This window comes from Sphingomonas paucimobilis NBRC 13935, assembly GCF_000739895.2.
Lineage (GTDB): Bacteria > Pseudomonadota > Alphaproteobacteria > Sphingomonadales > Sphingomonadaceae > Sphingomonas > Sphingomonas paucimobilis.
Genome location: NZ_BBJS01000046.1, coordinates 20,045 through 42,512, shown reverse-complemented (window position 1 = coordinate 42,512; position 22,468 = coordinate 20,045). Strand labels below are relative to the sequence as shown.

The 22,468-nt window shown below is 69.6% G+C and carries 23 protein-coding genes and 2 riboswitches; of the genes, 7 read left to right on the top strand and 16 right to left on the bottom strand.

Annotated features, from left to right (window positions below; all coding sequences use genetic code 11):
- The first annotated feature begins 6 nt into the window (after nucleotides 1–6).
- Nucleotides 7–194, top strand: a riboswitch (cobalamin riboswitch).
- Nucleotides 195–315: 121 nt separating this feature from the next.
- From SP6_RS14625 to cobS, 4 genes are read left to right on the top strand one after another with little or no spacing between them, the layout of a single operon-like run.
- Nucleotides 316–723 carry a DUF1636 domain-containing protein gene (locus SP6_RS14625; RefSeq protein ID WP_007406899.1) on the top strand — a complete coding sequence of 136 codons (408 nt, stop codon included), beginning with the start codon at nucleotides 316–318 and terminating at the stop codon, nucleotides 721–723.
- Nucleotides 720–1,730: a nicotinate-nucleotide--dimethylbenzimidazole phosphoribosyltransferase gene (cobT, locus tag SP6_RS14620; protein WP_007406893.1), complete on the top strand. Its 1,011-nt coding sequence runs from the start codon at nucleotides 720–722 to the stop codon at nucleotides 1,728–1,730. Before SP6_RS14625 ends, cobT begins: the two co-directional genes overlap by 4 nt.
- A complete protein-coding gene (locus SP6_RS14615; RefSeq protein ID WP_007406910.1) occupies nucleotides 1,727–2,284 on the top strand; it encodes a histidine phosphatase family protein in 558 nt (185 codons plus the stop codon). Before cobT ends, SP6_RS14615 begins: the two co-directional genes overlap by 4 nt.
- A complete protein-coding gene (gene cobS / locus SP6_RS14610) occupies nucleotides 2,281–2,997 on the top strand; it encodes an adenosylcobinamide-GDP ribazoletransferase (protein ID WP_007406917.1) in 717 nt (238 codons plus the stop codon). Before SP6_RS14615 ends, cobS begins: the two co-directional genes overlap by 4 nt.
- On the opposite strand, the gene SP6_RS14605 is transcribed toward cobS, so the two are convergent.
- The 3 genes from SP6_RS14605 to SP6_RS14595 are packed head-to-tail and all read right to left on the bottom strand — an operon-like array spanning nucleotide 2,982 to nucleotide 6,344.
- A complete protein-coding gene (locus tag SP6_RS14605; RefSeq protein ID WP_037570027.1) occupies nucleotides 2,982–4,436 on the bottom strand; it encodes a cobyric acid synthase in 1,455 nt (484 codons plus the stop codon). The genes cobS and SP6_RS14605 overlap by 16 nt on opposite strands.
- Entirely contained in the window at nucleotides 4,424–5,362 is a 939-nt protein-coding gene (gene cbiB, locus SP6_RS14600; protein WP_007406906.1) for an adenosylcobinamide-phosphate synthase CbiB, read from the bottom strand. The genes SP6_RS14605 and cbiB overlap by 13 nt, the downstream gene beginning before the upstream one ends.
- On the bottom strand, nucleotides 5,355–6,344 hold the full coding sequence (locus tag SP6_RS14595; protein WP_082052530.1) for an aminotransferase class I/II-fold pyridoxal phosphate-dependent enzyme: 990 nt from the start codon (nucleotides 6,342–6,344) through the stop codon (nucleotides 5,355–5,357). Before SP6_RS14595 ends, cbiB begins: the two co-directional genes overlap by 8 nt.
- Nucleotides 6,345–6,371: 27 nt before the next feature.
- Between SP6_RS14595 and cobU the strand changes: the two genes are divergently transcribed.
- Nucleotides 6,372–6,896 (top strand): bifunctional adenosylcobinamide kinase/adenosylcobinamide-phosphate guanylyltransferase, encoded by a 525-nt coding sequence (gene cobU / locus SP6_RS14590; RefSeq protein WP_007406903.1) that lies wholly within the window; start codon nucleotides 6,372–6,374, stop codon nucleotides 6,894–6,896.
- Nucleotides 6,896–7,495, top strand: coding sequence for a cob(I)yrinic acid a,c-diamide adenosyltransferase (gene cobO / locus SP6_RS14585; protein ID WP_007406914.1), 600 nt, complete (start codon nucleotides 6,896–6,898; stop codon nucleotides 7,493–7,495). Before cobU ends, cobO begins: the two co-directional genes overlap by 1 nt.
- Before the next feature lie 140 nt (nucleotides 7,496–7,635).
- On the opposite strand, the gene cobF is transcribed toward cobO, so the two are convergent.
- From cobF to SP6_RS14555, 6 genes are read right to left on the bottom strand one after another with little or no spacing between them, the layout of a single operon-like run.
- Complete coding sequence (cobF, locus tag SP6_RS14580) at nucleotides 7,636–8,400, bottom strand: precorrin-6A synthase (deacetylating) (protein WP_007406757.1); 765 nt, start codon at nucleotides 8,398–8,400, stop codon at nucleotides 7,636–7,638.
- Nucleotides 8,397–9,119 (bottom strand): uroporphyrinogen-III C-methyltransferase, encoded by a 723-nt coding sequence (gene cobA / locus SP6_RS14575; RefSeq protein ID WP_007406727.1) that lies wholly within the window; start codon nucleotides 9,117–9,119, stop codon nucleotides 8,397–8,399. Before cobA ends, cobF begins: the two co-directional genes overlap by 4 nt.
- On the bottom strand, nucleotides 9,116–10,423 hold the full coding sequence (locus tag SP6_RS14570) for a cobyrinic acid a,c-diamide synthase CobB (RefSeq protein WP_007406729.1): 1,308 nt from the start codon (nucleotides 10,421–10,423) through the stop codon (nucleotides 9,116–9,118). Before SP6_RS14570 ends, cobA begins: the two co-directional genes overlap by 4 nt.
- Nucleotides 10,420–11,184 carry a precorrin-4 C(11)-methyltransferase gene (gene cobM, locus SP6_RS14565; protein WP_007406745.1) on the bottom strand — a complete coding sequence of 255 codons (765 nt, stop codon included), beginning with the start codon at nucleotides 11,182–11,184 and terminating at the stop codon, nucleotides 10,420–10,422. The genes SP6_RS14570 and cobM overlap by 4 nt, the downstream gene beginning before the upstream one ends.
- Before the next feature lies 1 nt (nucleotide 11,185).
- Nucleotides 11,186–11,536: a cobalamin biosynthesis protein gene (locus SP6_RS14560; RefSeq protein ID WP_007406730.1), complete on the bottom strand. Its 351-nt coding sequence runs from the start codon at nucleotides 11,534–11,536 to the stop codon at nucleotides 11,186–11,188.
- Entirely contained in the window at nucleotides 11,530–12,729 is a 1,200-nt protein-coding gene (locus SP6_RS14555; RefSeq protein WP_007406748.1) for a bifunctional cobalt-precorrin-7 (C(5))-methyltransferase/cobalt-precorrin-6B (C(15))-methyltransferase, read from the bottom strand. Before SP6_RS14555 ends, SP6_RS14560 begins: the two co-directional genes overlap by 7 nt.
- On the opposite strand from SP6_RS14555, the gene SP6_RS14550 reads away from it, so the two are divergent.
- The gene (locus SP6_RS14550; protein WP_007406731.1) at nucleotides 12,728–13,474 is read left to right on the top strand and encodes a cobalt-precorrin-6A reductase; all 747 of its coding nucleotides are present in this window, start codon (nucleotides 12,728–12,730) and stop codon (nucleotides 13,472–13,474) included. The genes SP6_RS14555 and SP6_RS14550 overlap by 2 nt on opposite strands.
- On the opposite strand, the gene cobJ is transcribed toward SP6_RS14550, so the two are convergent.
- The 7 genes from cobJ to SP6_RS14515 form a co-directional block, all read right to left on the bottom strand.
- On the bottom strand, nucleotides 13,450–14,199 hold the full coding sequence (gene cobJ, locus SP6_RS14545) for a precorrin-3B C(17)-methyltransferase (RefSeq protein WP_007406741.1): 750 nt from the start codon (nucleotides 14,197–14,199) through the stop codon (nucleotides 13,450–13,452). The genes SP6_RS14550 and cobJ overlap by 25 nt on opposite strands.
- Nucleotides 14,196–14,924, bottom strand: coding sequence for a precorrin-2 C(20)-methyltransferase (locus SP6_RS14540; RefSeq protein WP_007406728.1), 729 nt, complete (start codon nucleotides 14,922–14,924; stop codon nucleotides 14,196–14,198). The genes cobJ and SP6_RS14540 overlap by 4 nt, the downstream gene beginning before the upstream one ends.
- Nucleotides 14,921–15,550, bottom strand: coding sequence for a precorrin-8X methylmutase (locus SP6_RS14535; protein WP_007406755.1), 630 nt, complete (start codon nucleotides 15,548–15,550; stop codon nucleotides 14,921–14,923). The genes SP6_RS14540 and SP6_RS14535 overlap by 4 nt, the downstream gene beginning before the upstream one ends.
- A complete protein-coding gene (locus SP6_RS14530; protein WP_037569892.1) occupies nucleotides 15,550–16,674 on the bottom strand; it encodes a ferredoxin-like domain-containing protein in 1,125 nt (374 codons plus the stop codon). Before SP6_RS14530 ends, SP6_RS14535 begins: the two co-directional genes overlap by 1 nt.
- Nucleotides 16,671–19,892 carry a cobaltochelatase subunit CobN gene (cobN, locus tag SP6_RS14525; protein WP_007406735.1) on the bottom strand — a complete coding sequence of 1,074 codons (3,222 nt, stop codon included), beginning with the start codon at nucleotides 19,890–19,892 and terminating at the stop codon, nucleotides 16,671–16,673. The genes SP6_RS14530 and cobN overlap by 4 nt, the downstream gene beginning before the upstream one ends.
- A gap of 5 nt (nucleotides 19,893–19,897) precedes the next feature.
- Complete coding sequence (cobW, locus tag SP6_RS14520) at nucleotides 19,898–20,935, bottom strand: cobalamin biosynthesis protein CobW (RefSeq protein WP_007406739.1); 1,038 nt, start codon at nucleotides 20,933–20,935, stop codon at nucleotides 19,898–19,900.
- A gap of 183 nt (nucleotides 20,936–21,118) precedes the next feature.
- A riboswitch (cobalamin riboswitch) is annotated at nucleotides 21,119–21,317 on the bottom strand.
- A 22-nt stretch (nucleotides 21,318–21,339) separates the two neighbouring features.
- Nucleotides 21,340–22,401: a HoxN/HupN/NixA family nickel/cobalt transporter gene (locus SP6_RS14515; protein WP_007406736.1), complete on the bottom strand. Its 1,062-nt coding sequence runs from the start codon at nucleotides 22,399–22,401 to the stop codon at nucleotides 21,340–21,342.
- Nucleotides 22,402–22,468: the final 67 nt, after the last annotated feature.

Genomic DNA, 22,468 nt, shown 5'->3' with positions numbered 1-22,468 from the left:
CGCCTATCGCTCCCTCCCGCGACAGGTTCCCTCTCACGGGGGATGAAAAGGGAATGGGGTGGAACGCCCCGGCTGCCCCTGCAACTGTAAGCGGCGAGCCATCCGCCATCACGCCATTGGGGTCAAAACCCGAGAAGGCGGCGGACCGGCCCCGACCCGCGAGCCAGGAGACCTGCCCGTCGCGGGTCGTCTTTCGACCGGTCAGGGTGTGCCGGACGGACGGGGATATCCCTCGCGCGACGACAGCGCCCTGGCGCGCCCGGTCCGCCGGGGGCGTCGCCCGTGGAGATATGTCCCGATGACTGAGCCTTACCCGTGCTGAAACCCGCCGCCCCCGGCCCCGCCGTGGTCGCCTGCAACACCTGTCGCCTGTCGGACGAGGTCCGCGAGAACGAAGAGGGCAAGCGTGGCGGCGCGCTGTTGGTCGAGGCTTTGCGCCGCGTCCAGGCGTCCGACCCTGCCTATGCCGATGTCGCGGTGGAGGAGATGCCCTGTCTCTTTGCCTGCCAGTCCTTCTGCACCGTCCATCTGCGCTGCCCGGGCAAAGTCGGTTACGTGATGGGCAAGTTCGCGCCCGATGACGATGCCGCCCGCGCGATCCTGGACTATGCCCGGGCCTATGCCGCCAGCGACTGGGGCCAGGTGCCCTACAAGCAATGGCCGCAAGGGGTGAAAGGCCATTTCTTGACTCGCACGCCGCCCGAAGGCTTCGTCGTCGAATGAGCGCTTTTCCGACCATCGCCGCCTTTGAGACCGCGCTGGCGGCGCTGACCACGCCCGATGCGCAGGCCCGCGACGCCGCTCTCGCGCGGCAGGGGCAATTGACCAAGCCGCCGGGATCGCTCGGCCGGCTGGAGGAGATCGCGGTCTTTCTGGCCGGCTGGCAGGGCCGGGCGCGTCCCCGGATCGAGCGGGGTCGCGCGGTCATCTTCGCCGGCAATCACGGAGTCGTCGCACGAGGGGTCAGCGCCTTTCCTGCGGACGTGACCGCGCAGATGGTCGCCAATTTCGCCGCCGGCGGTGCCGCGATCAACCAGTTGGCGGCGGCCGCAGGGCTGGAACTGACGGTCGTACCGCTCGATCTCGATCGGCCGACCGCGGATTTCACCACCGGCCCGGCGATGAGCGTCGAGGACTGTCTGGCGGCGCTCTCGACGGGTGCGGCGGCGGTCGGCGATGCCGACCTGCTGGTGCTCGGTGAGATGGGGATCGGCAACACCACCCCCGCCGCCGCACTCGCCGCCGCCAGTTTCGGCGGGAACGCCGCCGACTGGGTCGGCCCCGGTACCGGCGTCGAACAGGAGGGCCTGGCGCGCAAGGCCACGGCAGTGACCGACGGCCTGGCCCTCCACCACCGGCATTTGAACAGCGCGTTCGAGGTGCTGCGTCGGCTGGGCGGGCGGGAGATCGCCGCGATGGCCGGCGCGGTGCTCGCCGCGCGGATGAAGGGCGTTCCGGTCGTGCTCGACGGCTTTATCGGCACCGCCGCCGTGGCACCGCTCGCGCTCGTCAATCCGGGGATCACCGCCCACTGCCTGGCGGGCCATTGCTCGGCAGAGCCGGGGCATGTCCGGCTGCTGGGCCGCCTGGGGCTGAAGCCGATCCTGTCGCTCGACATGCGGCTGGGCGAGGGCAGCGGCGCGGCGGTCGCGGTGCAGGTCATCCGCGCGGCGATCGCAGCGCATGACGGCATGGCGACCTTTGCCGAAGCGGGTGTCGCCAGCGCGTGACCGCGCGCTTCCGCCTGTACCTGCTGCGCCATGGCGCGCCCGTGCTGAGCGGTCGGATGCTAGGGCGGACCGACAGCCCGGTGACGGCGGACGGCATCGCGGCCTGCGTCGCCCGAGCGAAGGACCTGAGCGTCACCCACCGCATCGCCTCCGACCTGTCGCGCGCGCGCACCTGTGCCGAGGCGATGGGACCGACCGCGATCGACCCGCGCTGGCGCGAGCTGGATTTCGGCGACTGGGACGGGCAAGCGGCCGACGCGATCGACCCGGCCGCGCTATCGGCCTTTTGGGACGATCCGGATCGCGCCCGGCCGCCCGGTGGGGAGCGCTGGTCGCAGCTTGTCGCGCGCGTCACGGCGGCGATGGCAGACTTGGCACCCGAGCCCACGCTGATCGTCACCCATGGCGGCGCGATGCGGGCGGCTTTGCATGGCCTGTGTGGGTTCGACCGGCGTTCGCTCTGGGCCTTCGCCTTGCCCTATGCCGCGCTGCTGACGCTCGACGTGTGGGAGGGCGAGCCACGGACCGCGCAAGTCGTCGGGCTGGCCACGTGAAGGCGCTGATCGTCGCCCTTTCCTTTCTGACCCGGCTGCCGATGCCCCGGGTCGCCGCCGATGAAGCCGACTTCGCCCGGGCGATCCGCCTTTATCCGGTCGCGGGGCTGGCGATCGGCGCGGTCGTGGCGGGCGCCGGCTGGCTGGCCGCGCTGGTCGATCCCTGGGTTGGGGCGTTGGCGGCGCTTGGCGCCTGGGTCTGGACCACGGGAGCGTTGCATCTCGACGGCCTGGCGGACCTGAGCGACGGGCTGGGCGCGGCGCATGGCGACAGGTCGCGGCTGTTGTCGGTGATGGCCGACCCGCATATCGGCAGTTTCGGCGTCGTGGCGTTGGTGATGCAGCTTCTCGCCAAACTGGTGCTGCTCCACGGCCTGCCCGCCGGGGCCTGGCCGATCGTCGCTCTGATCCCGGCGGCGGCGCGGATCGGACCGCTGGTCTGGGCTCGAGTCCTGCCGCCGCTGCGGCCCGGCGGGCTGGGCGCGATGGTGTCGCGCGCGGTGCGGCCGTTCGACATGATCGGCTGGATCATCACCGTGCTCGTGCTGGGCCTGCTCTACTTGCCGCTTGCCATCGCCCCGCTGCTGATCGTCAGCCTGGCTTTGTGGTTCCGCCGCAAGCTGGGCGGTATGACGGGCGACGTGCATGGCGCGGGAATCGAGCTGACCGAAACCGGGTTGCTCGTCGCCACCCTCCTCTATCTCGCGCCCTGAGCGATTCGCAGCAGCGCGTCGCAATCGACATGCGCCTCCAGCACGGCGGCTATGGCGTCGAGTGCGGCGTCGACATCGACATGATGATCGGGGCCCTTTCCTTCGACACCGATCCGCGCCAGCCATGCCGCTCGCTGCCCCGCCTGCCCCAACAGGCCATGGATATAGCTGCCCGCGACAAGCCCATCGGCGCTCATCGCCCCCTCCGCCCGGCCATCGGCGAGATGTCCGACCGGGCGTGCGGTGTCGGGCCCCTCGGTCCGGCCGAGATGGATTTCATAGCCGGCAAAGCCCGCGCCCAGCGCCTCACCCGTCACCGGCCGCACCATCTTCTCCCCGGTCAGCACCGTCTCGACATCGAGGAGACCCAGCCCTAGGACGCTGCCCGCCGGGCCCTCGATCCCGTCCGGATCCGCCACGCTCCGACCGAGCATCTGGTACCCGCCGCACAGCCCCAGCACCGGCTTGCCCCGCCGATGATGCGCGGCGATATCGATCTCCCAGCCCTGCGCGCGCAGGAACGCGAGGTCGGCGATCGTCGCCTTGGATCCCGCCAATATGATCATCGCCGCCTCGGGGATTGGCTGGCCGGGGCGGACCATGACCAGGTCGATCTGGGGTTCGAGCCTTAGCGGATCGAGATCGTCGAAATTGGCGATGCGCGGCGTGATCGGGCAGGCAATGACCAGCCGCCCACCCGCCCCGGCGGCGGGACGCTCCAGCGCCACCGCATCCTCGCTCGGCAGGCGGTGCGCCTCGCTCAGCCACGGGATCAGCCCCAGCGAGTGCCAGCCGGTATGCGCCGCGATGATCGCCATGCCATCGGCGAACAGCGCGGGATCGCCGCGAAACTTGTTGACCAGAAAGCCCCGGATCATCGCCGCATCCTCGGGGTCGATCACCGCCTTGGTGCCGACGAGCGAGGCGATCACGCCGCCGCGATCGATATCCCCCGCCAGCACCACCGGCACGCCGGCCGCGCGCGCGAAGCCCATATTGGCGATGTCGCCGCTGCGCAGATTCACCTCGGCGGGCGACCCTGCGCCCTCGACGATCACGAGGTCGCACTCCGCCTCCAATCGGCGATAGCATTCGACCACTTCGGGCAGCAGCCCGATCCGCCCTTCGCGCCACTTCGCCGCCGGCAGCATCCCCCGCACCTGCCCGCGCACAATCAGTTGCGAGGTACGATCGCCCTGGGGCTTCAGCAACACCGGGTTCATATCGACATGGGGTTCGACCCGCGCCGCCATCGCCTGGGTTGCCTGCGCCCGCCCGATCTCGCCGCCATCAGGGGTGGCGGCGGCGTTGTTGCTCATATTCTGCGGCTTGAAGGGGCGGACGCGCAGCCCGCGATTGGCAAAGGCCCGACACAGCCCCGCGACCAGCACCGACTTGCCGACGTCGGAGCCGGTGCCCTGAATCATCACGCCAGCCATGCGACACCCCCCGCAATGACCCAGAGCAGCAGGCAGGCGCGCGCATAGATTTGCAGCGCGGTGAGGATGTCCTTCGGGGCTGCCGCGCGCCCCTCACGCCCGATCCACGGCTTCATATGGGTCACGCCGTCATAGGCGACCGGCCCCGCCAGCGCGACGCCCAGCGCGCCCGCTATCGCCGCTTCGGGCCAGCCCGCATTGGGCGAGGCATGGACCCGCGCATCACGCCGCATCACCCGCCAGCCACTCGCCCCCGCCACGCACACCAGCACCCCTGCGATCCGCGCGGGTATCCAGTTCGCCCCGTCATCGATCCGCGCCGCCGCCCAGCCAAAGGCGTGCCAGCGCGGCTCCTTATGCCCGATCATGCTGTCGGCGGTGTTGATCGCCTTATAGACCCATATCCCCGGCAGCCCGAACAGCAGCAGCCAGAAGAGCGGGGCGACGATGCCGTCGCAGAAGCTCTCGGCCAGCGTCTCGATCGCAGCCCGCGAGACGCCGGCCTGATCGAGCCGCTCCGTATCGCGTCCCACCACGCGCGCCACCAGCGTGCGGGCGGCGGGCAGATCACCCCGCATCAGCGCATTCGCCACGGGCCGGACATGAACGTAAAGGCTGCGCTGCGCCAAGGCCGGCCAGGCCAGAACTCCGCTCGCGATCCAGCCCCAGCGGCCGAACACCAGATGCGATTCCCGATCGAGCCACCATGTTGCCGCCCCGGTCAACGCGATCAGTAGGAGAATGGTGACGATGCCCAGCACCCGGCGCAACGGCTCGGGATAGCGCGGCCGATTGCCCCACCGCTCGGCCAGATTCAGGAACCGGGCAAAGGCGCCGACAGGATGCCCGACCCAGCCATAGAGCCGGTCCGGCCAGCCGATCACGGCATCCAGCGCCAAGGCCAAAGGTACGACGGGATCAATCATGACGGAGCGCCTCGTCCAACCGGCTCAGCTCCGTCGCCTCGGCCGGAACGCCGAAGCGCAACCGCTCGGGCGCGTCGGCGAAGGGACGGACCAGGATACCCACCGCCGCCAGCCGGGCGAAGATCACCGGCGCCTCGGGCGTCTCGACCATGCGGAACAGCGAGCAAGCGCCTTGCGCGATCAGGCCATGGCGCGCGAGCACCGCATCCAGTGCCGCGGCCCGTTCGACCAGTGCGATACGCGTCGTCGCGATCCATTGGCGATCGGCATAGGCGGCACTCCCCCAGGCGATCGCATGAGTCGATACCGGCCAGTCGCCCAGCAGATCGCGAAGGCGCGACAGAATGGCCGGCGCGGCGATCACGAACCCCAGCCGCACCCCCGCCAGCCCGAAGAACTTGCCGAAGGACCGCAATCGGACGACCCGCTCGCCCCCCTCGAAACCGGGATCAGGCATGGCATCGGCAAAGGCTTCGTCGAGGATCAGCCAACCGCCCGCCGCCGCTTGCACCTCGGCCAGTCGCTCCAGCGTCTCGCGGGCATGATAGCGGCCATCGGGGTTGTTGGGATTGGCGAGCAACAGGCTCCCTCCCTGCCCTTGCCAAGGGTCGAGCGCGGAATGATCGATCCGCGCCGACGCCACCGCGCCATGCGTGCCGTAGCTAGGCTGCACCGCGACGATCGGCTGGCCCAAACCGAGCAGGGGGAGAAGGCGCAGTGCCATCTCGCTGCCCGGCACCGCCGCCACCCGCTCGGCCTCGACGCCGAAATGGACCGCCGCCAGCGTTTCCAACCGGGCAAGCGTACTGCGGTCGGGCAGAGGTCCGGCATCGACGTCCAGCCCCTCTGACGGGCACCATGCCACCGGATTGATCCCGGTCGACAGGTCCAACCACGGCCCGGCCACCTCCGGAAACAGCGCCTTGGCGGCATCGATCCGGCCGCCATGATGGGTCAGCGCGGCCATTTCCGCTTGCGTCATCGGCCGGCTCCCGCGATGCGGGCTGGCATGAGCAAGCCCCGCACCATCCTCGTGCTCGGCGGCGCCCGGTCGGGCAAGAGCCGCCACGCGCAGTCGCTGGCCGAGGCGATGACGCCGCAAGGCTGCTTCATCGCGACCGCGCAAGCCTGGGACGACGAGATGCGCGAGCGGATCGCGCGCCATGTCGCGGATCGGGATGCGCGCTGGACCACGGTGGAGGCGCCGCTGGCCCTGCCCGAGGCGATTGCCGAACATAGCCGCGCCGACCGGGTGGTGCTGGTCGACTGCCTGACGCTGTGGCTGACCAATATGCTGCTTGCCGAAGAAGATCTTGCAACGGCGGGCAATGCGCTGGCCGCTGCGATAACGGACGCGCCCGGTCCGGTCGTGTTGGTCAGCAACGAGGTCGGCTTCGGCATCGTCCCCGACAACGCGCTCGCCCGCCGCTTTCGCGATGCGCAGGGCACGCTGAACCAGCGACTGGCGCAGACGTGCGATGCGACCGATCTGGTGGTGGCGGGCCTCCCCTTGCGGCTTTCAGGAGAGAAATGATGCGAACCGACGCCGAACATACCGAGCGCATGGCTAAGAAGAAGGTCGCGCAGGATAGCAAGGTCGCCGCGCGCGATGCCGAAAAGGGCCTGATCATCGTCCATACTGGCAAGGGCAAGGGCAAGACGACCGCCGCGCTGGGCATGGTGATCCGCGCGGTCGGGCACGGGATGCGCGTCGGCATGGTCCAGTTCGTGAAGGGCGCGATGACCACCGGCGAGGCCGCGGTGCTGGCGCGTTTCCCCGAGGTCGATTTCCACGCCATGGGCGAAGGCTTTACCTGGAATACGCAGGACCGCAGCCGCGACATCGCCACCGCGCGCACCGCGTGGGACGAGGTCAAGCGGATGATCGCCGATCCCTCCTACGATTTGATCGTCGCGGACGAGCTGAACATCGTCCTGCGTTACGACTATCTGCCGGCCGACGAGGTATTGGAGGTGCTCGGCACCAAAGACGCGATGACCCATGTCGTCATCACGGGGCGGAACGCGCCCGAGGCATTGATCGAGGCAGCCGACCTCGTCACCGACATGACGCAGGTGAAGCACCCCTTCCGCGAACAGGGCGTAAAGGCGCAGAAGGGCATCGAATTCTAACCCCATTCCTCCCCTTGTAGGGGAGGTGGCGCGCGTAGCGCGTCGGAGGGGTGTCCCGCTTTCGAGAGGGTTACACCCCTCCGTCAGGCCTCCGGCCTGCCACCTCCCCTTGCAGGGGAGGAAGATCATGGGGGGCATCGTCAAAACCCTTCCCCCACCAGATCGCTACCACGCCGGAGCAGATACACATCCATGATCCAGCCATGCGTGCGGCGCAGTTCGGCGCGGCGCGCGACGATCCGCTCGGCGACATCCGCCAATCGCCCGGCCTCGATCGCCTGCTGCGCCATACCGAGATAGGCGCCCCACCAGATGGCCGCATCGGGCTGGTCCAGCGTCGTGAACGCACATCCACCGTCCAGCATCACCGCGACGCTGTCCACGCCGTCCGGCCAGCCACCCTCGCGCAGTCGTCGCCCGGTCGTGACCACCACCGGCGCGCCGACCGCATTGAAGGGAATCGCATGCGCCGCGCACAGCGCCTGAAGGCTGGTGATCCCCGGCACCACCGAAATGCGCTCCACCGCGATCAGCCGCCGGGCGATGCGGATGGTGCTGTCGTAAAGCGAGGGATCGCCCCAGACCAGCAACGCTACACGCCCGCCATCCGGCAGAACACGCGCGATCTCCGCCGCCCAGCATTCGGCAATCGCGTCATGCCAATGCTCGACGGTATCGAGATATGCACCTTCGCTCGCGCGAACCGGCAGGTCGAACTCCACCACCTGCGTTGCGGCGCCCGCCAACACCTGCGCGCAAATGTCGCGGCGCAGGTCGATCAACTCGGCCTTGTCCGCCTTGCGCGGCAGCAGGATCAGGTCGGCCAAGCGCATCGCGGCCTCGGCGGCGCGGGTCAGGTGATCGGGATTGCCCGTGCCGATGCCGATCAGATCGAGTTGGATCACAGATCCTCCATCAACGGGCCGTAGAGGATCAGCGCCGCCTTGTCCGACACCCCCTCCGCCAGTTGCGCTGCAAGACCCGCCACGGTCGAGCGGGTCAGCCGCTGGTCGGGACACCCGACATGCTCGGCCATCAGCGCGGGCGTTTCGGGCGACAGACCATGCGCGACCAAGGCTTCGGCCAGCGCCGGAAAGGTCCGCTTGGGCATGAACACCACCGTCGTCGCGCCCGCATCGGCCAGGGCGGCCATGTTGCGATCGGCGGGTAGCGCCCCCGTCACGTCATGCCCTGTCACGAACTGCACCCGGCGCGCCTCGGCCCGTCGGGTTAAGGGCAAGCCCGCCGCCGCCGCCGCCGCGCTCGCCGCGCTGACGCCGGGGACGATCTCGAAGGGAATGCCTGCCGCCTTTAGCGCAACGATCTCTTCCTCCAGCCGCCCGAAGATGCCGGGGTCGCCCGACTTCAACCGGACGACGCGCTTGCCGCTAAGTGCATGATCGACCAGCAGCCGGTCGATCTCCGCCTGTTTGGGCGAGGCGCGCCCGGCCCGCTTGCCGACCGCGACCAACTCTGCGTCAGATCGTGCGTGCGACAGCATCGGCCCGGCGGCGAGGTCGTCGAACAATACGACATCGGCTTCGGCAAGGCAGCGCACCGCCTTCAGCGTCAAAAGCTCGGGATCGCCCGGCCCTGCACCGACAAGAGAAACGAACCCGCTCACCACCAGCGCGCCACCAGATGGAAGAAGGTGCCGGTCACCTGCCCGCGTCGCGACCCGGTTTCGGGCACGGCCTCGCCTTGCGCATCGACGACATGCGCGAGCGGGGCATCGGGCTGTTCGAGCACGGTCGAATAATGGAACTCATGCCCGCCCAGCACCGCACCTTCGGGCATCCCCGCCACCTCGCCGAGCAGCGTCGCGCGGCGATAGCCCAGATGCATCTTGCGCTTGGCATAGCTGGTCACGAGGCCGAGCAATCCGGCCATGCGGTGACTGGCTCCCTCGGCATCGACCAACGCCTCGCCCAGCGCCATATAGCCACCGCATTCGCCATGAACCGGCTTGGTCCGGGCATGGTCGGCCAGCCCTGTGCGGAACGTTTCCGCCGCCGCCAGCCGTCCGGCATGAAGTTCGGGATAGCCGCCGGGCAGCCAGACCAGATCGGTTGACGCATCCGGCGCTTCGTCGGCGAGCGGGGAAAAGGGCAATATCTCCGCCCCCGCAGCGCGCCAGCCCTCCAGCATATGCGGATAGACGAAGGAGAAGGCCGCATCCTGCGCCAGCGCGATCCGCTGTGCCGGGGGTGGCGGCAGGATCGCATCGCCAATGGCTAGGGGCTTGGAATAGGCGGCCGCGCGGATCGCCTCCAGATCGACATGCGCCGCCAGGAAGGCCGCATAGTCACCGATCAACCGATCAAGTTCGGGATGCTCCACCGCCTGCACCAGCCCCAGATGCCGTTCGGGCAAAACGAGGTCGCCGCGCCGGGGCAGCGCGCCGAACACCGGCAGGCCGATCTCCTCGAAGCCGAGCTTGGCCAGCCGCTCGTGACGCGGGCTCGCCACCCGGTTGAGGATGACGCCCGCCACCCGCAAATCAGGGTCGTAGCGCGCAAAGCCCAGCGCGGTCGCCGCCGCCGACTGCGCCTGTCCCGATACGTCGATGACGAGGATCACCGGCCAGCCCATGCGCTTGGCCGTCTCCGCGCTGCTGCCCATGCCGGTCGCGCCGGGCCGGGCGACACCGTCGAACAACCCCATCGAGCCTTCCGCCAGCACGAGCTCCGCGTCCGCCCCGCGCCGCCCCAACGTATCGAGCAGCGCGGCGGGCATCGCCCAGCCGTCGAGGTTGAACGACGCGCGCCCGCACGCCGCGCGGTGAAAGGCGGGGTCGATATAGTCGGGGCCGCTCTTGAACGGCTGTACGCCCACGCCCGCATCGCGAAAGGCACGGAGCAGCCCCAGCATCACCGTCGTCTTGCCGGTGCCCGAAGCGGGCGCGGCGATCATCAATCCTGGCGTCATTCGATCGTGTTCCCGGGACGATAGCGGCGGTCATAGCCCTCGGCGTACAAGCGACTTTCAGCGAAATCGCTCTGGTCGAGGACACGGCCAACCAGGATCAGCGCGGTCCGCTCGGGCCCGTCGGCAGCTGCCGCCTCGATGGTGGACAGGGTCGCGCGGACGATCCGCTGCTCGGGCCAGCTCGCGCGCCAGACGATCGCGACCGGACAGTCCGCGCCATAATGCGGGGTCAGGTCGACGACGACCTTGGCCAGATTGTGGATCGACAGATGGATGGCCAGCGTCGCCCCCGTCGCGGCGAAGGCGGTCAGCGACTCCCCCTCGGGCATGGCGCTGGCGCGGCCGGGCGTGCGGGTCAGCACCACCGACTGGGCGATGCCGGGCAGGGTCAGCTCGCTTTCCAGTACCGCCGCTGCGGCTGCAAAGGACGGCACGCCCGGCGTCACCGAGACGGGGATGCCGAGGCCGCGCAAGCGCCGCACCTGCTCGCCCATCGCCGACCAGACCGACAGGTCGCCCGAATGAAGCCGCGCCACGTCCTGCCCCTTGGCATGGGCGTCGGCGATCTCGGCGATGATCTCATCCAGCGTCATCGGCGCGGTGTTCACGATCCGCGCGCCGGGCGGGCAATGGTCGAGCACCGCCTCGGGCACCAGCGACCCAGCATAAAGGCACACCGGGCATGCGGCGATCAGATCGCGCCCGCGCAGGGTCAGCAGATCGGGCGCGCCGGGGCCGGCTCCGATGAAATGAACGGTCATCTTATTGTCCTTGGGCAATGGCGCAGGTCGCCATGCGGTCGGAGGAAATCACGCGGGGCACGATGATCCGTGCGCCCGGGCCGGCGGCGGCAAGCGCGACGGCTTCGGCGACGCTGCCGACGCCGCGATGGATGAGACTAAGGTCGGAGCGGGTCGGCGTATCCATGCGCGAGAGGCGGTCGGCCGCGATGGGCAGGACGGATAATCCCTCTCCTTCGGCAAAGCCGGCGATGACCGCCGCGCGATCCTCCGGCACGGCCAGACGGTCGGGGCGGACGCCCGCCGCCGCCAGCGCGCTGCGGAACGATTCCCGCGTCGCACCCGCCCGGCATCCGAAACCCGCGATCACCATGCGACCCGCCATTGCACGATGGGATAGCTGGACTTCCACCCCCGTTTGGTGCCGAGGGGGCGGGCCCGTGCGAGTTCGATGCGCAGCAACTCGCCCCCATATCGGGCATGGCATTCCGCCAGCAACGCCTCGGTCTCCAGCGTCACGGCATGCGCCACCAGGCGACAATGAGGAAGCGTCCGCAGTGCCTCGACCAGGGCGCGCGACAATCCTCCCCCGACGAACACCGCATCGGGGAGCGGTCGGTCGGCGAGTTCGGCCACCGCATCGCCCTCGACCAGTTCCAGCCGCGCCACGCCCAGCCGCGCGGCATTGTCGGCGGCGCGCGCCAGACGGTCGGAGTCACGCTCAAAACCGATGGCGTGGGTCGTTGGATCACTGAGCAGCCATTCGATCGCGACCGAGCCCGATCCGGTGCCGATGTCCCAGAGCAGTTCGCCTGGTCGCGGGGCCAGTGCCGACAGCGCCAATGCGCGGACGGGGCGCTTGGTGATCTGTCCATCATGCGCGAACCAGTCATCGTCCAGCCCGCTCACGCTCGGCAGGACACGACCCTCCCCGGCAGGCTCGATCGCCACCGCGACGGGATGCGCGATATCGGTCCAGTCGAGCGCCGCCGCCGTGCCGTGTCGCACACGCTCGCGCGGTCCGCCCAAAGCCTCCAGCACGGTCAGCGCACTGTCGCCGAAACCCCGCTCGGACAACCATGCGGCCAGACCCGTCACAGAAGCGCCGTCGCGCATCAACGCCAGTATCCGGCGGCCGGGTGCCAGATGCGGGCGCAACGTCTCCAGCGGTCGCGCATGAAGCCCGACGCTGTGGATCGTCTCGACCGGCCAGCCCAGCCGCGCCGCCGCCAGCGACAGGGTAGAGGGCGCAGGATAGGCCACCCACTCCCCCGGCGCCAGATGACGGGTCACCACCGACCCCGCCCCAAACCAGAAGGGATCGCCCGAGGCGAGCATCACCACCCGCTCCCCCCGCCGTTCGATCATCATCGGCACCCCGTCGGCAAAGGGCACCGGCCAGACGAGTCGCTCGGCTCGGCCCGTCTTGGGGAGCAGCGACAGGTGACGCGGCGCGCCCATCACGCTATCGGCGGCCTCGATCGCGGCACGCGCGGGGGTGCTCAGGCCATCCCAGCCGTCCTCGCCGATCCCGACGATCGTCAGCCACGCCTGGGAGTCAGCCATGCGCCATATCCTTCTGCTCGGCGGCACGACCGAGGCCACCGCGCTGGCCACCGCGCTGGCCGCACGCGGCGAACGGGCGGTGCTGAGCTATGCGGGCCGTACCGAAGCCCCGCGCGCGCAGGCGATCCCGACGCGGACCGGCGGTTTCGGGGGTGTCGAGGGCCTCGCCGATTATCTGAGGCGAGAAGGCGTGACCCATCTGGTCGATGCGACCCATCCCTTCGCTGCGCGGATCAGCGCCAACGCCATCGGGGCGGCGGCACAAGCGGGGATACCGCTGCTCGCGCTGACCCGGCCCGAATGGGCGGCGGGTCCCGGTGACCGCTGGATTCGCGTGGCCGATACGGTGCAGGCGATCTCGGCGCTGGGTGAGGAACCCGTCCGCGCCTTCCTCGCGCTCGGCCGTCAGACGATCGGCGATTTCGCAAGCGCGCCGCAGCATTTCTATCTGCTGCGTTTCGTCGACGCCGCCACGCCGCCCGCTTTGCCCCATCATCACCTGGTCGTGGATCGTGGACCTTTTACGCGCGAAGGCGAACTGGCGGTGCTCCGTGACCACGGGATTCAGATGGTCGTCGCGAAGAATGCGGGCGGATCGGGCGCGCGGGCGAAGCTGGATGCGGCCCGCGAACTGACGCTGCCGGTCGTGATGATCGACCGCCCCTTCATCCCCGACCGGCCGCAGGTGGGCAGCGTCGCGCAGGTGCTGGAGTGGCTGGATCACGGCGTCGTCCGAGGGGTGTAGAGGATCGGCCTCCCGCCATGCGGCACGATCCGGGTGCGGCTGGAGCCGATGATGACGACCGTGCGCATATCCGCCATCTCGCCCCTGGCCTCCGGCAAAGGCACGATGCGCAGATGCTCCTCCGGCGTGGAAACGGCGCGCGCGAACAGCACCGAGCGGTCGTCGCCGCACGTCTCGCGGAGCAAGGCGAAGGCCGCGTCCAGCGCGTCGGGTCGCGCCTTGGACCGGGGATTGTAGAGCGCGATCGCGAAATCCGCCTCCGCCGCCAGTCGCAGCCGACGCTCGATCAACGCCTGGGGCTTGAGGTTGTCCGACAGGTTGATCGCGCAGAAATCATGGCCCAAGGGTGCGCCCGCCCGTGCGCTCGCCGCCAGCATCGCGGTGATGCCGGGCAGGACGCGAATGTCCAGATCGTACCAGCGGGCAGGGTCTTCCTCCACCCGCTCGAAGATCGCCGCCGCCATCGCGAACACCCCCGGATCGCCCGAGGACACGACGACCACGCGCCCCCCCGCCTCGGCCATCTCCAGCGCATGGAGCGCCCGGTCACGCTCGACCCGGTTGTCGCTGGCATGGCGGGTCAGGCCCGGCCGCTCGGGGACGCGCGCGACATAGGGGATGTAACCGACCACATCGGTCGCGTCCGCCAGCGCCGCCGACACCTCGGGCGTGACCATGTCCTCCGCCCCCGGCCCCAGCCCCGCGACGATCAGCCAGCCGCTCATGGTCGCCGCCCCTGTCCATGGATCAGCGCGATCGAGAAATAGGGGGCGGGCGCGTCCTCGACCTCGGCCAGCGGGCGGACCCGCTCGGCGGCCTGTGCGGCATGTTCGATCAGCCAGGCCTGCCCCTCGCGCCCCGCCGCTGCGATGGCACGGCGCAGTTTGGGGAGGTGGCGGCCGATCTTCATGACGACCAGCGCATCGGTCTCGGCGATGCGGCGGGTCAGTTCGTCTTCGGGCAAGGTCGCCATCGCCACGGTCAGCACATCGTCGCCCCAGGTGATCGGCGCGCCGCTCGCGGTCCAGGCCCCCGACATGCCGGTGATGCCGGGCACGACCGCGACGGGGGCGTGATCCTTCAACCGGCTGTGCAGATGCATGAACGAGCCGTAGAAGAACGGATCGCCCTCGCACAGCACCACCACATCCTCGCCGCCCTGCACCAGCGACAGGATATGTGCGGTGCATGTCGCATAGAAGGCCGACAGGCATTCGTTATAGCGCGGGTCGGTGAAGTCGATCTCCGTCGTGACCGGATAGTCCATGGGGAACTCGACCACATCGTCGCGGAGCATCCCGTCGACGATGGTGCGGGCGTGGCCCCGCCGCCCGGCCTTGCGAAAATAGGCGACGTGGCGCGCGGCCCGCACCAGCCGGTCGGCGCGGACGCTCATCAGGTCCGCCGCGCCGGGGCCGAGGCCGACGCCGTGGATGGTGCCGATGCTCATTCGGCGCGGCTCGCCAAAGCGTTGATCGCCGCCACGGTGATCGCGCTGCCGCCCGGCCTGCCCTTCACGATGGCGCAAGGGACCGGCATCACCTCCCACAGCGCGTCCTTCGACTCCATGGCGCCGACGAAACCGACGGGGCAACCGATGATCGCCGCCGGACGCGGGCAGTCGGGGTCTTCCAGCATGGTCAGCAGGTGGAAGAGCGCGGTCGGCGCATTGCCGATCGCGACCAGCGCGCCCGCCAGATGCGGCCGCCACAGTTCCAGTGCCGCCGCCGAGCGGGTCGTGCCCATCTGCTTGGCAAGGTCGGGCACAGAGGGATCGCGCAAGGTACAAATCACCGGATTGTCGGTCGGAAGCCGGGCGCGCGTGACCCCTTCGCTGACCATATGCGCATCGCACAGGATCGCTGCGCCGTTCGCCAGCGCCCGCCGTCCTGCTACGGCAAAACCGGCTGAGAAATGGATCGATGGCGCCAGTTCGACCAGCCCTGCGGCATGGATCATGCGCACCGCGACCGGCTCCTCCTCCTTGTCGAAGCGGCCCAGGTCCGCCTCCGCACGGATGATGGCGAAGGACTGGCGATAGATCGCCGCGCCATCGGTTTCGTAAACGTACGGCATCAAGAAGCTCCGAGAAGCGCGACCGCCCGCTCGGGCGACAATGCGGTGTGAAGGGGCGCGGCCCCGGCGCGGGCGTGTCTGGCCAGATCGAAAGCCCCGTCGCGCCCGGTCAGCACCCAATCCGCCGCCCGTGCCCGCGCGCAGCCCTTTGCGCAACCCGATATGTGCAGGCAGCCCTCGACCAGCGGGGCGAGCCGGGCGGCCAGATCGCGGGTCTCGACGCTGGCCTGCGGACAGGCGGGCGCACCGACACAGGCGTCGACATGCAGGATCGAGGCGTCCTCCAGCAGCATATCCGAGGCAGGCCGTGGGACGACGCCTTCGGCCAGCAACATGCGCCATGGGGTCAGGCGGATCGGGGCACGATACTCTGTCGCAAATGCACCGAGCGCGCCCGCCGCGATCCGGCCGAAGGGCAGGCCATAGACCGCCCCCATCGGATGCGCGCCCGGTCGCAGCGGCGGGGCGGCGGAGGCGGGCGGGACATCACCCGATGCCCATGCCGGGAGCGGGACGCGGAGGCGCGCCATCCGACCCGCCTTCGCGCCGCCGCTGGCGACGAACCAATGCGCCAGCCGGATCAGCGCCTCGGTCGCGTCGTTCCGCGTCACCGCGACGCCGGTCGCTCGCCCATCGGCGCGGAGCAACAAGCCCCCCGTCGCGGCGCGCTCGACGCGGAAGTCGGCAGACGCCCGGTCCAGCATCTGAGCATCGCCTGCATCGATCGCGAACCCAACCTTGCCGGGCAGGTCGGGCAGTTCCGCCAAGCGCTCGCGCAATTCGGTCGCGATGGAATGGGACTCATCGCCTTCCTGCCAATCGGGGTTGATGAGGATCGCCCCCCGCCCCTCGCGCACCGGATCGGGATCGACCAGCCCCAGCGCCTGCAATTCGGCGAGCAGCGCGGGCCAGCTCGTGTCGGTGGCCCCGCGCAGTTGCAGATTGGCTCTGCTGGTCAAGTCGATCTGGCCGTTGCCATATCGAGTCGCCGCCTCGCACAGCCCCTCGACCTGGCGCGCCGTCAGGCGGGCCAGCGGCGGACGGACACGGACCAGCAGGCCGTCCCCCGCCATCATCGGTCGCCACGCATCGGGGCACCAGCCCTTGACCACGAAGCCGCTCATGCCGCGCCGTCCAGCATAGCAAGGACCGAATTGCGCCGCGTCCGCCACAGCCCCGCCGTATGAAGCGCGGCAAAGCGCGCCTCCATCGCCGCCAACGCCTTCGGGTTCGCTTGCGCCATGAAGTCACGCACGTCCTCGCGCGCCAAGGTCGCGTCCCAATAGAGGTCGATCAACGCGGCGGGCACCACGTCCGCCAGATGCGCGAAGCTGCCCAGATGGTCGAGCGTCGCGGCAATCTCGGCCGCGCCCCGGAAGCCATGCGCCATCATCCCATCGACCCAGCGTGGGTTGGCGGCGCGGGCATGGACGGTACGGGCGATCTCCTCGGCCAGCGTGCGCGCCTTGGGATGGGCCGGATCGCGCGTGTCGAGATGATAAAGCGACGCCGCCCCCTCGCCCAGCGCCGCGCGCGCCGCCGCGAACCCCGCCTGGTGCGCGGCATAATCGGCAGCAAGCAGCAAATCGCTTTCGGGCAGGTCGTGGAGGTGAACGAAGGCCTGCGCTCCGGCCACCCGCGCGGCGATCCCATCCGTATCGCGCCGGTCACCATCATCGAGCGCGGTCGCGGACGCGGCGAGCCAGCTCCGCCCCGCCTCGATCCGCGCGGCCTCGTCATACCCCGCCTCGGGGTCGAGCCCGATGCCGTAGCGGCCCGGCGCGGGGCCATAGACGCGGGGCGCGGCCTGCCCGACATAGGGGTTCCATTCCGGCTCTTCGTCCCGCCCCGCCAGTGCGCGCACCGCCTGTCCGAACAGCGCGACCAGATGCGGAAAGGCATCGCGGAACAGCCCCGACACGCGCAGCGTCACATCGACGCGCGGCCGGTCGAAGCGCATCAGCGGCATCACCTCGAACCCCGTCACCCGTTCGGAACGATGATCCCAGACCGGCTCGACCCCGATCAGGTGCAGCGCCATGGCGAACTCCTCGCCCGCGGTGCGCATCGTCGCCGAACCCCAGAGATCGACGATCAGCGTGCGGAGGTGATCGCCCTCCTCCTGCATATGCCGCCGGATCAGTTCCTCGGCGAGCTTGATCCCTTGCGTCTGCGCGGCGCGGCTCGGCACCGCGCGGGGGTCGATGGCATAGAGGTTACGTCCGGTCGGCAGCACATCGGCACGGCCCCGGTAAGGCGAGCCGGACGGCCCCGCCGCCACGCGCCTGCCGTCCAACCCCGCCAGCAACCCGGTGCGTTCCGCCGCCCCCTGCTCACCCCGACCGAAGACGTGGAGCCCTTCGCCGAACTGGCTGTCCTTCACATCGCAGACGAACGCGTCGATCCGAGCGAGCGGGTCGTCTGCCCCCGTCAGCCCCAGCGTCTCGCCGAGACCGACGCTCTCCGCCTCCTCGGCGATGCTGGTACGAAGCCTGTCGCGACGTGCCGGGTCGAGCCCATCGGCATTGGCATATTCGTCGAGCAACGCCTCCAGCCGCCCCAGCCCTGCGCCCGTCTCGGCCTGCACCAGTGCCGGGGGGATATGGCCGATCGTGACCGCGCCCAAGCGCCGCTTCGCCTGTGCCGCCTCGCCGGGATCGTTGACGATGAAGGGATAGAGAACCGGCCAGTCGCGGGTCAGCGCCTCGGGCCAGCAGGCGTCGGACAGCGCCACCGCTTTGCCGGGCAGCCATTCCAGCGTGCCATGCGCGCCGACATGGACCAACGCGTCGATCCCTTGCGCGCGCAGCCAGAGATAGAAGGCGACATAGGAGTGGCGGGGGCAGCGCGAGAGATCGTGATAATCCTCGGCGCGCGCGCTCGGTCGGCCGCGTTCGGGCTGGAGCGCGACAAGGGCCTTGCCGAGTTGCAGCGCGAGGAAGTGGAAATGCCCATCCTCGACCAGCGGATCATCCTCGACCCTGTCCCAGCTTGCCGCAAGATCGGCCCGCAAGGCTTGGGGGAGCGTGGCCAAGGCTTCGTGATAGGCCGCAACCGGCCAGGTGATCCGATTCTCCGACAGCGCCACGGGCAAATCCGCCCGCGTCGCCACATCGTAACCGGCGTCGCGCAAATCCTCGAGAATCGCTTCCGCCGACGCGAACCCGTCCAGCCCGACGGCATGGGCCGCCTGCCAGTCCTTGCCCGGATAGGTCGACAGCAGGATCGCCAGCCGCCGCTCCGCCGCCGGGGTCGCCGCGAGTTTCGCCCAGCCCTTCACACGGTCGGCCACCGCTTCGATTCGGCCTGGCTCGGCGCGGTGGAGGCGCAGCGCCAGATCGAAATCGGGGTCGCGCTCGCCCGGTTGCTTGAAGCTGACCACGCCCGCGAACAACCGTCCGTCGATCTCGGGCAGGACGACATGCATGGCGAGGTCGGCGGGGGACAGGCCGCGCGCGGCCTCGTCCCACCCCTGGCGGTCGCTCGTGGCCAGTGCGACCTGGAACACCGGCACGCCCGCGCCGTCGAGCGGCGTGGTGTCGTCCTCTCCTCGCGCGGAGAAGGCGGTGGCGTTGACGATCGCGACCGGGGCCAGCGCCCCGACCCAGCGCGCGATCCATGGCCCCGCGCCCTCGGCTTTCAGCGAGGGGACGAACAGCGCCACCGGGTCGAAGCCGCGTGCGGTCAGAGCGGCATGAAGCGCGGCGATCGGTTCGAGGTCGGCGGCGACCAGATAGGCGCGGTAGAAGACGATCAGCACGCGCGGTCGCTTCGCCTCCAGCGACACCGCTGCCGGACAGACGACGCCTTCGGGGTTCCAGCCGCCGACCGGCGCCACCGCGACGGGCCCGGCGTGATCGCGCGGCACGGCCATCAATGCGGCCAAGGCCGAAGCGGCGGCCTGTGCCCCACCCGCATCGCACAGCGCGGTCAGCCGCCGCAGCATCGCCTCGTCCACGGTCGATGCCACCGCCAGCCTGCGATCCTCCCGCCCGTCCGCCGCCAGCACGGCGAGCGCGATGCCGCGTTCGCGCGCCAGCCGCTCGACCTCGCGCAGGCCATAGTCCCAATAGGGCGCGCCGCCGATCAGCCGGATCAGGATCGCCTTCGCGTGAACCAGCGTCTGCTCGACATAGGTGTCGACCGACAGCGGATGGACCAAAGCCGCCAGATTGGCGAGCCGCAGCGACCAGTCGAAACCGCCCGCCCGCCAACCCGCCGCAAAGGCGCTCAGATCGCTGTCGGAAAAGGACAACACCACCACGTCACCGGGGCGCTGCCCCAGATCCTGCGGAACCGCCTGTTCCTCCAGCCCATGGCTCTCGCGGAAGACGAGATGCACGGCGCTCAGCCCTTCAGCACGGCCTCGATCGCGGGCGGGTCGATCCGGTCATGCTCGGCGATGACGACCAGCCGGGTGCCGCGCGGTTCGCCCGCGCCCCAAGGCCGGTCGTAATGGGTGCGCACCCGGCGGCCGACCGCCTGGACCAGCAGCCGCATCGGCTTGCCCGCCACGGCGGCATAGCCCTTCACGCGCAGGATATCCTGCTGCTCGGCGAGCGTGACGATCCGCGCGGCGATCGCCTCCGGGCTTTCCACCTCGCCCAGCATCACCGAGATGCTGTCGAAATCGTCATGCTCGTGATCGTCCGCGCCGTCATGGTGCGAGGGGCGCGCGGCGATGTCGTCCTCGGCGGCGGCTTCCAGACCCAGCACGATCTCGGCGGAGACGATGCCGTCCACCGCCTCGACCATCGGCAGCGGGCGCGGGGCTTCGGCGGCGATGATCTCGCGCGCCTTGGCGACACCCTCCGGCCCGGCGAGATCGGCCTTGGTCAGCAGGACGAGGTCGGCGCAGGCGAGCTGGTCCTCGAACACTTCCGACAGCGGGGTTTCATGGTCGAGACTGGGATCGGCGGCGCGCTGCGCCTCGACCGCGTCGAGATCGGGGGCGAAACGGCCCGCCGCAACGGCCTCTGCATCGGCCAGCGCGACGACACCGTCGACGGTGATCCGCGAACGGATCGCGGGCCAATCAAATGCCTTGAGCAGCGGCTTGGGCAGCGCCAGCCCCGAGGTTTCGATCAGGATGTGGTCGGGGCGCGGCTCCATCGCGAGCAGCTTTTCGACCGTCGGAATGAAGTCGTCGGCGACGGTGCAGCAGATGCAGCCATTGGCCAGCTCGACGATATTCTCCGCCGGGCAATCCGGTATGGCGCAGGACTGGAGGATGTCGCCATCGACCCCCAGCGTACCGAACTCGTTGACCACCACCGCCAGGCGACGGCCGCCCGCATTGCGGATCAGATGGCTGATGAGCGTCGTCTTGCCCGCGCCCAGAAAGCCGGTGACGATGGTGACGGGGACCTTGGACAGGTCACGCATGATGTTTCTCCGACGCGCCGGACGAGCGAGAGCGGCACGGGAGCCAATCGCCGGTATGGGAAAGCGGACGGGCGCGGTCGATTGCGTCCACCTCTTAGCCCGGCGACCGATGCGGCCCCGGCCGCATGGCTTCGTCGCTCCCCGACGGAGAACCGTGCCCCGACCACCCCCTGGGTCCAGGCAAGAGCGACCATGACGCCGGCAGGTCTCCTGGCTCGCGGGTCGAAGCGAAAGGATGCGCCTTCCCGGATCACTCCAGTGGCCGTGCCTCCAACAGCACCAGCATCGCTCGCTCACCGCTTACAGTTGCAGGGACAGCCGGGGATTTGCACCCCATTCCCGTTTCAAAGCCCCAAGGGGCACCGGCGCGATCTTCGAGACTTTTCAGTCCCGATGGGCGGCATTTATCCCGCCGCGCCGGGCTTGGCAATTCGCGCCTCCATCGCCGCGAACCCACGCCAGCGATAGAGGAGGAAGCTCGCGCCCCAGCAGACGACGAACAGTCCGACGATCGCAAAGCCCAGCACGTTGAAATGCTCCGACAGCGCGCCCGCATAGCGAAACGGCCCCGCGGTCCAACCGAACCGCTCGGCGAGCAGCGCGGTCGCCTGAATCCCGCCGATCACCAGCGCGACCAGCGCCGACACCAAGGTGATCGTCATGTTGTAATAGAGTTTGCGCAAGGGATGGACGAACGCCCACTCATAGGCGCCCAGCATCACCAGCCCGTCGGCGGTGTCGATCAACGCCATGCCGACCGCGAACAGCACCGGGAAGACGAGGATGGTGCCAAGCGAAATCCCGTCGGCCGCATGCGCGCCCGACAGCCCCAGGATCGCCACCTCGGTCGCGGTGTCGAAGCCCAGCCCGAACAGGAAGCCCAAGGGCGCCATATGCCAGCTCCGCCGGATCAGCCGGAAGAGCGGACGGAACAGCCGCGACAAGGGCCCCTGCCCCGAAAACAGCATATCGGCATCGGCCTCCGCCATCGGCTCGCCCCGCGCGACGCGGCGGAAACGGGTCCAGACATCGCGCAGGATGATGAGGTTCATGATCGCGATGGCGAACAGGAAGCTCGCCGAGACGATGGTGGCGATGGTGCCACCACTCTGCCCGAACGCCTCGAAATCGGACAGCGTGCTGGCGGCGAGCGCGACCGTCGTCGCCGCGATCAGGACGATCGCCGAATGGCCGATCGCGAACCACAGCCCGACTGCGATCGGACGCTGGCCGTCCTGCATCAGCTTGCGGGTGACATTGTCGATGGCGGCGATGTGGTCGGCATCGACCGCATGGCGAAGGCCCAGGCTATAAGCGAGGAGCGCGGTGCCGAGCATCAGGCTGTTGCCCGCGAACACGCTCAGCGCCCAGCCCCAGACGACCAGATTGACGACGATCAGCGCGCCCATCAGCAGCGCGACGCGGTGTTTCAGCGGCTTGCCGCTGCGTTGAAAAAGATCGGACATGGGCGGATGGGCCCTCCCCCGGCGCCGTTGCGACAAGGGCCGGATCTCTGCTCGTGCAGTCGGCACC

Excerpts from the sequence above, each read along its gene's own strand:
- cobT (WP_007406893.1), top strand. The coding sequence starts at position 720 with ATGAGCGCTTTTCCGACCATCGCCGCCTTTGAGACCGCGCTGGCGGCG.
- SP6_RS14605 (WP_037570027.1), bottom strand. The coding sequence starts at position 4,436 with ATGGCTGGCGTGATGATTCAGGGCACCGGCTCCGACGTCGGCAAGTCG.
- cbiB (WP_007406906.1), bottom strand. The coding sequence starts at position 5,362 with ATGATTGATCCCGTCGTACCTTTGGCCTTGGCGCTGGATGCCGTGATC.
- SP6_RS14595 (WP_082052530.1), bottom strand. The coding sequence starts at position 6,344 with ATGACGCAAGCGGAAATGGCCGCGCTGACCCATCATGGCGGCCGGATC.
- cobU (WP_007406903.1), top strand. The coding sequence starts at position 6,372 with ATGAGCAAGCCCCGCACCATCCTCGTGCTCGGCGGCGCCCGGTCGGGC.
- cobO (WP_007406914.1), top strand. The coding sequence starts at position 6,896 with ATGCGAACCGACGCCGAACATACCGAGCGCATGGCTAAGAAGAAGGTC.
- SP6_RS14570 (WP_007406729.1), bottom strand. The coding sequence starts at position 10,423 with ATGACGCCAGGATTGATGATCGCCGCGCCCGCTTCGGGCACCGGCAAG.
- cobM (WP_007406745.1), bottom strand. The coding sequence starts at position 11,184 with ATGACCGTTCATTTCATCGGAGCCGGCCCCGGCGCGCCCGATCTGCTG.
- SP6_RS14560 (WP_007406730.1), bottom strand. The coding sequence starts at position 11,536 with ATGGTGATCGCGGGTTTCGGATGCCGGGCGGGTGCGACGCGGGAATCG.
- SP6_RS14550 (WP_007406731.1), top strand. The coding sequence starts at position 12,728 with ATGCGCCATATCCTTCTGCTCGGCGGCACGACCGAGGCCACCGCGCTG.
- SP6_RS14555 (WP_007406748.1), bottom strand. The coding sequence starts at position 12,729 with ATGGCTGACTCCCAGGCGTGGCTGACGATCGTCGGGATCGGCGAGGAC.
- cobJ (WP_007406741.1), bottom strand. The coding sequence starts at position 14,199 with ATGAGCGGCTGGCTGATCGTCGCGGGGCTGGGGCCGGGGGCGGAGGAC.
- SP6_RS14540 (WP_007406728.1), bottom strand. The coding sequence starts at position 14,924 with ATGAGCATCGGCACCATCCACGGCGTCGGCCTCGGCCCCGGCGCGGCG.
- SP6_RS14535 (WP_007406755.1), bottom strand. The coding sequence starts at position 15,550 with ATGCCGTACGTTTACGAAACCGATGGCGCGGCGATCTATCGCCAGTCC.
- SP6_RS14530 (WP_037569892.1), bottom strand. The coding sequence starts at position 16,674 with ATGAGCGGCTTCGTGGTCAAGGGCTGGTGCCCCGATGCGTGGCGACCG.
- cobW (WP_007406739.1), bottom strand. The coding sequence starts at position 20,935 with ATGCGTGACCTGTCCAAGGTCCCCGTCACCATCGTCACCGGCTTTCTG.
- SP6_RS14515 (WP_007406736.1), bottom strand. The coding sequence starts at position 22,401 with ATGTCCGATCTTTTTCAACGCAGCGGCAAGCCGCTGAAACACCGCGTC.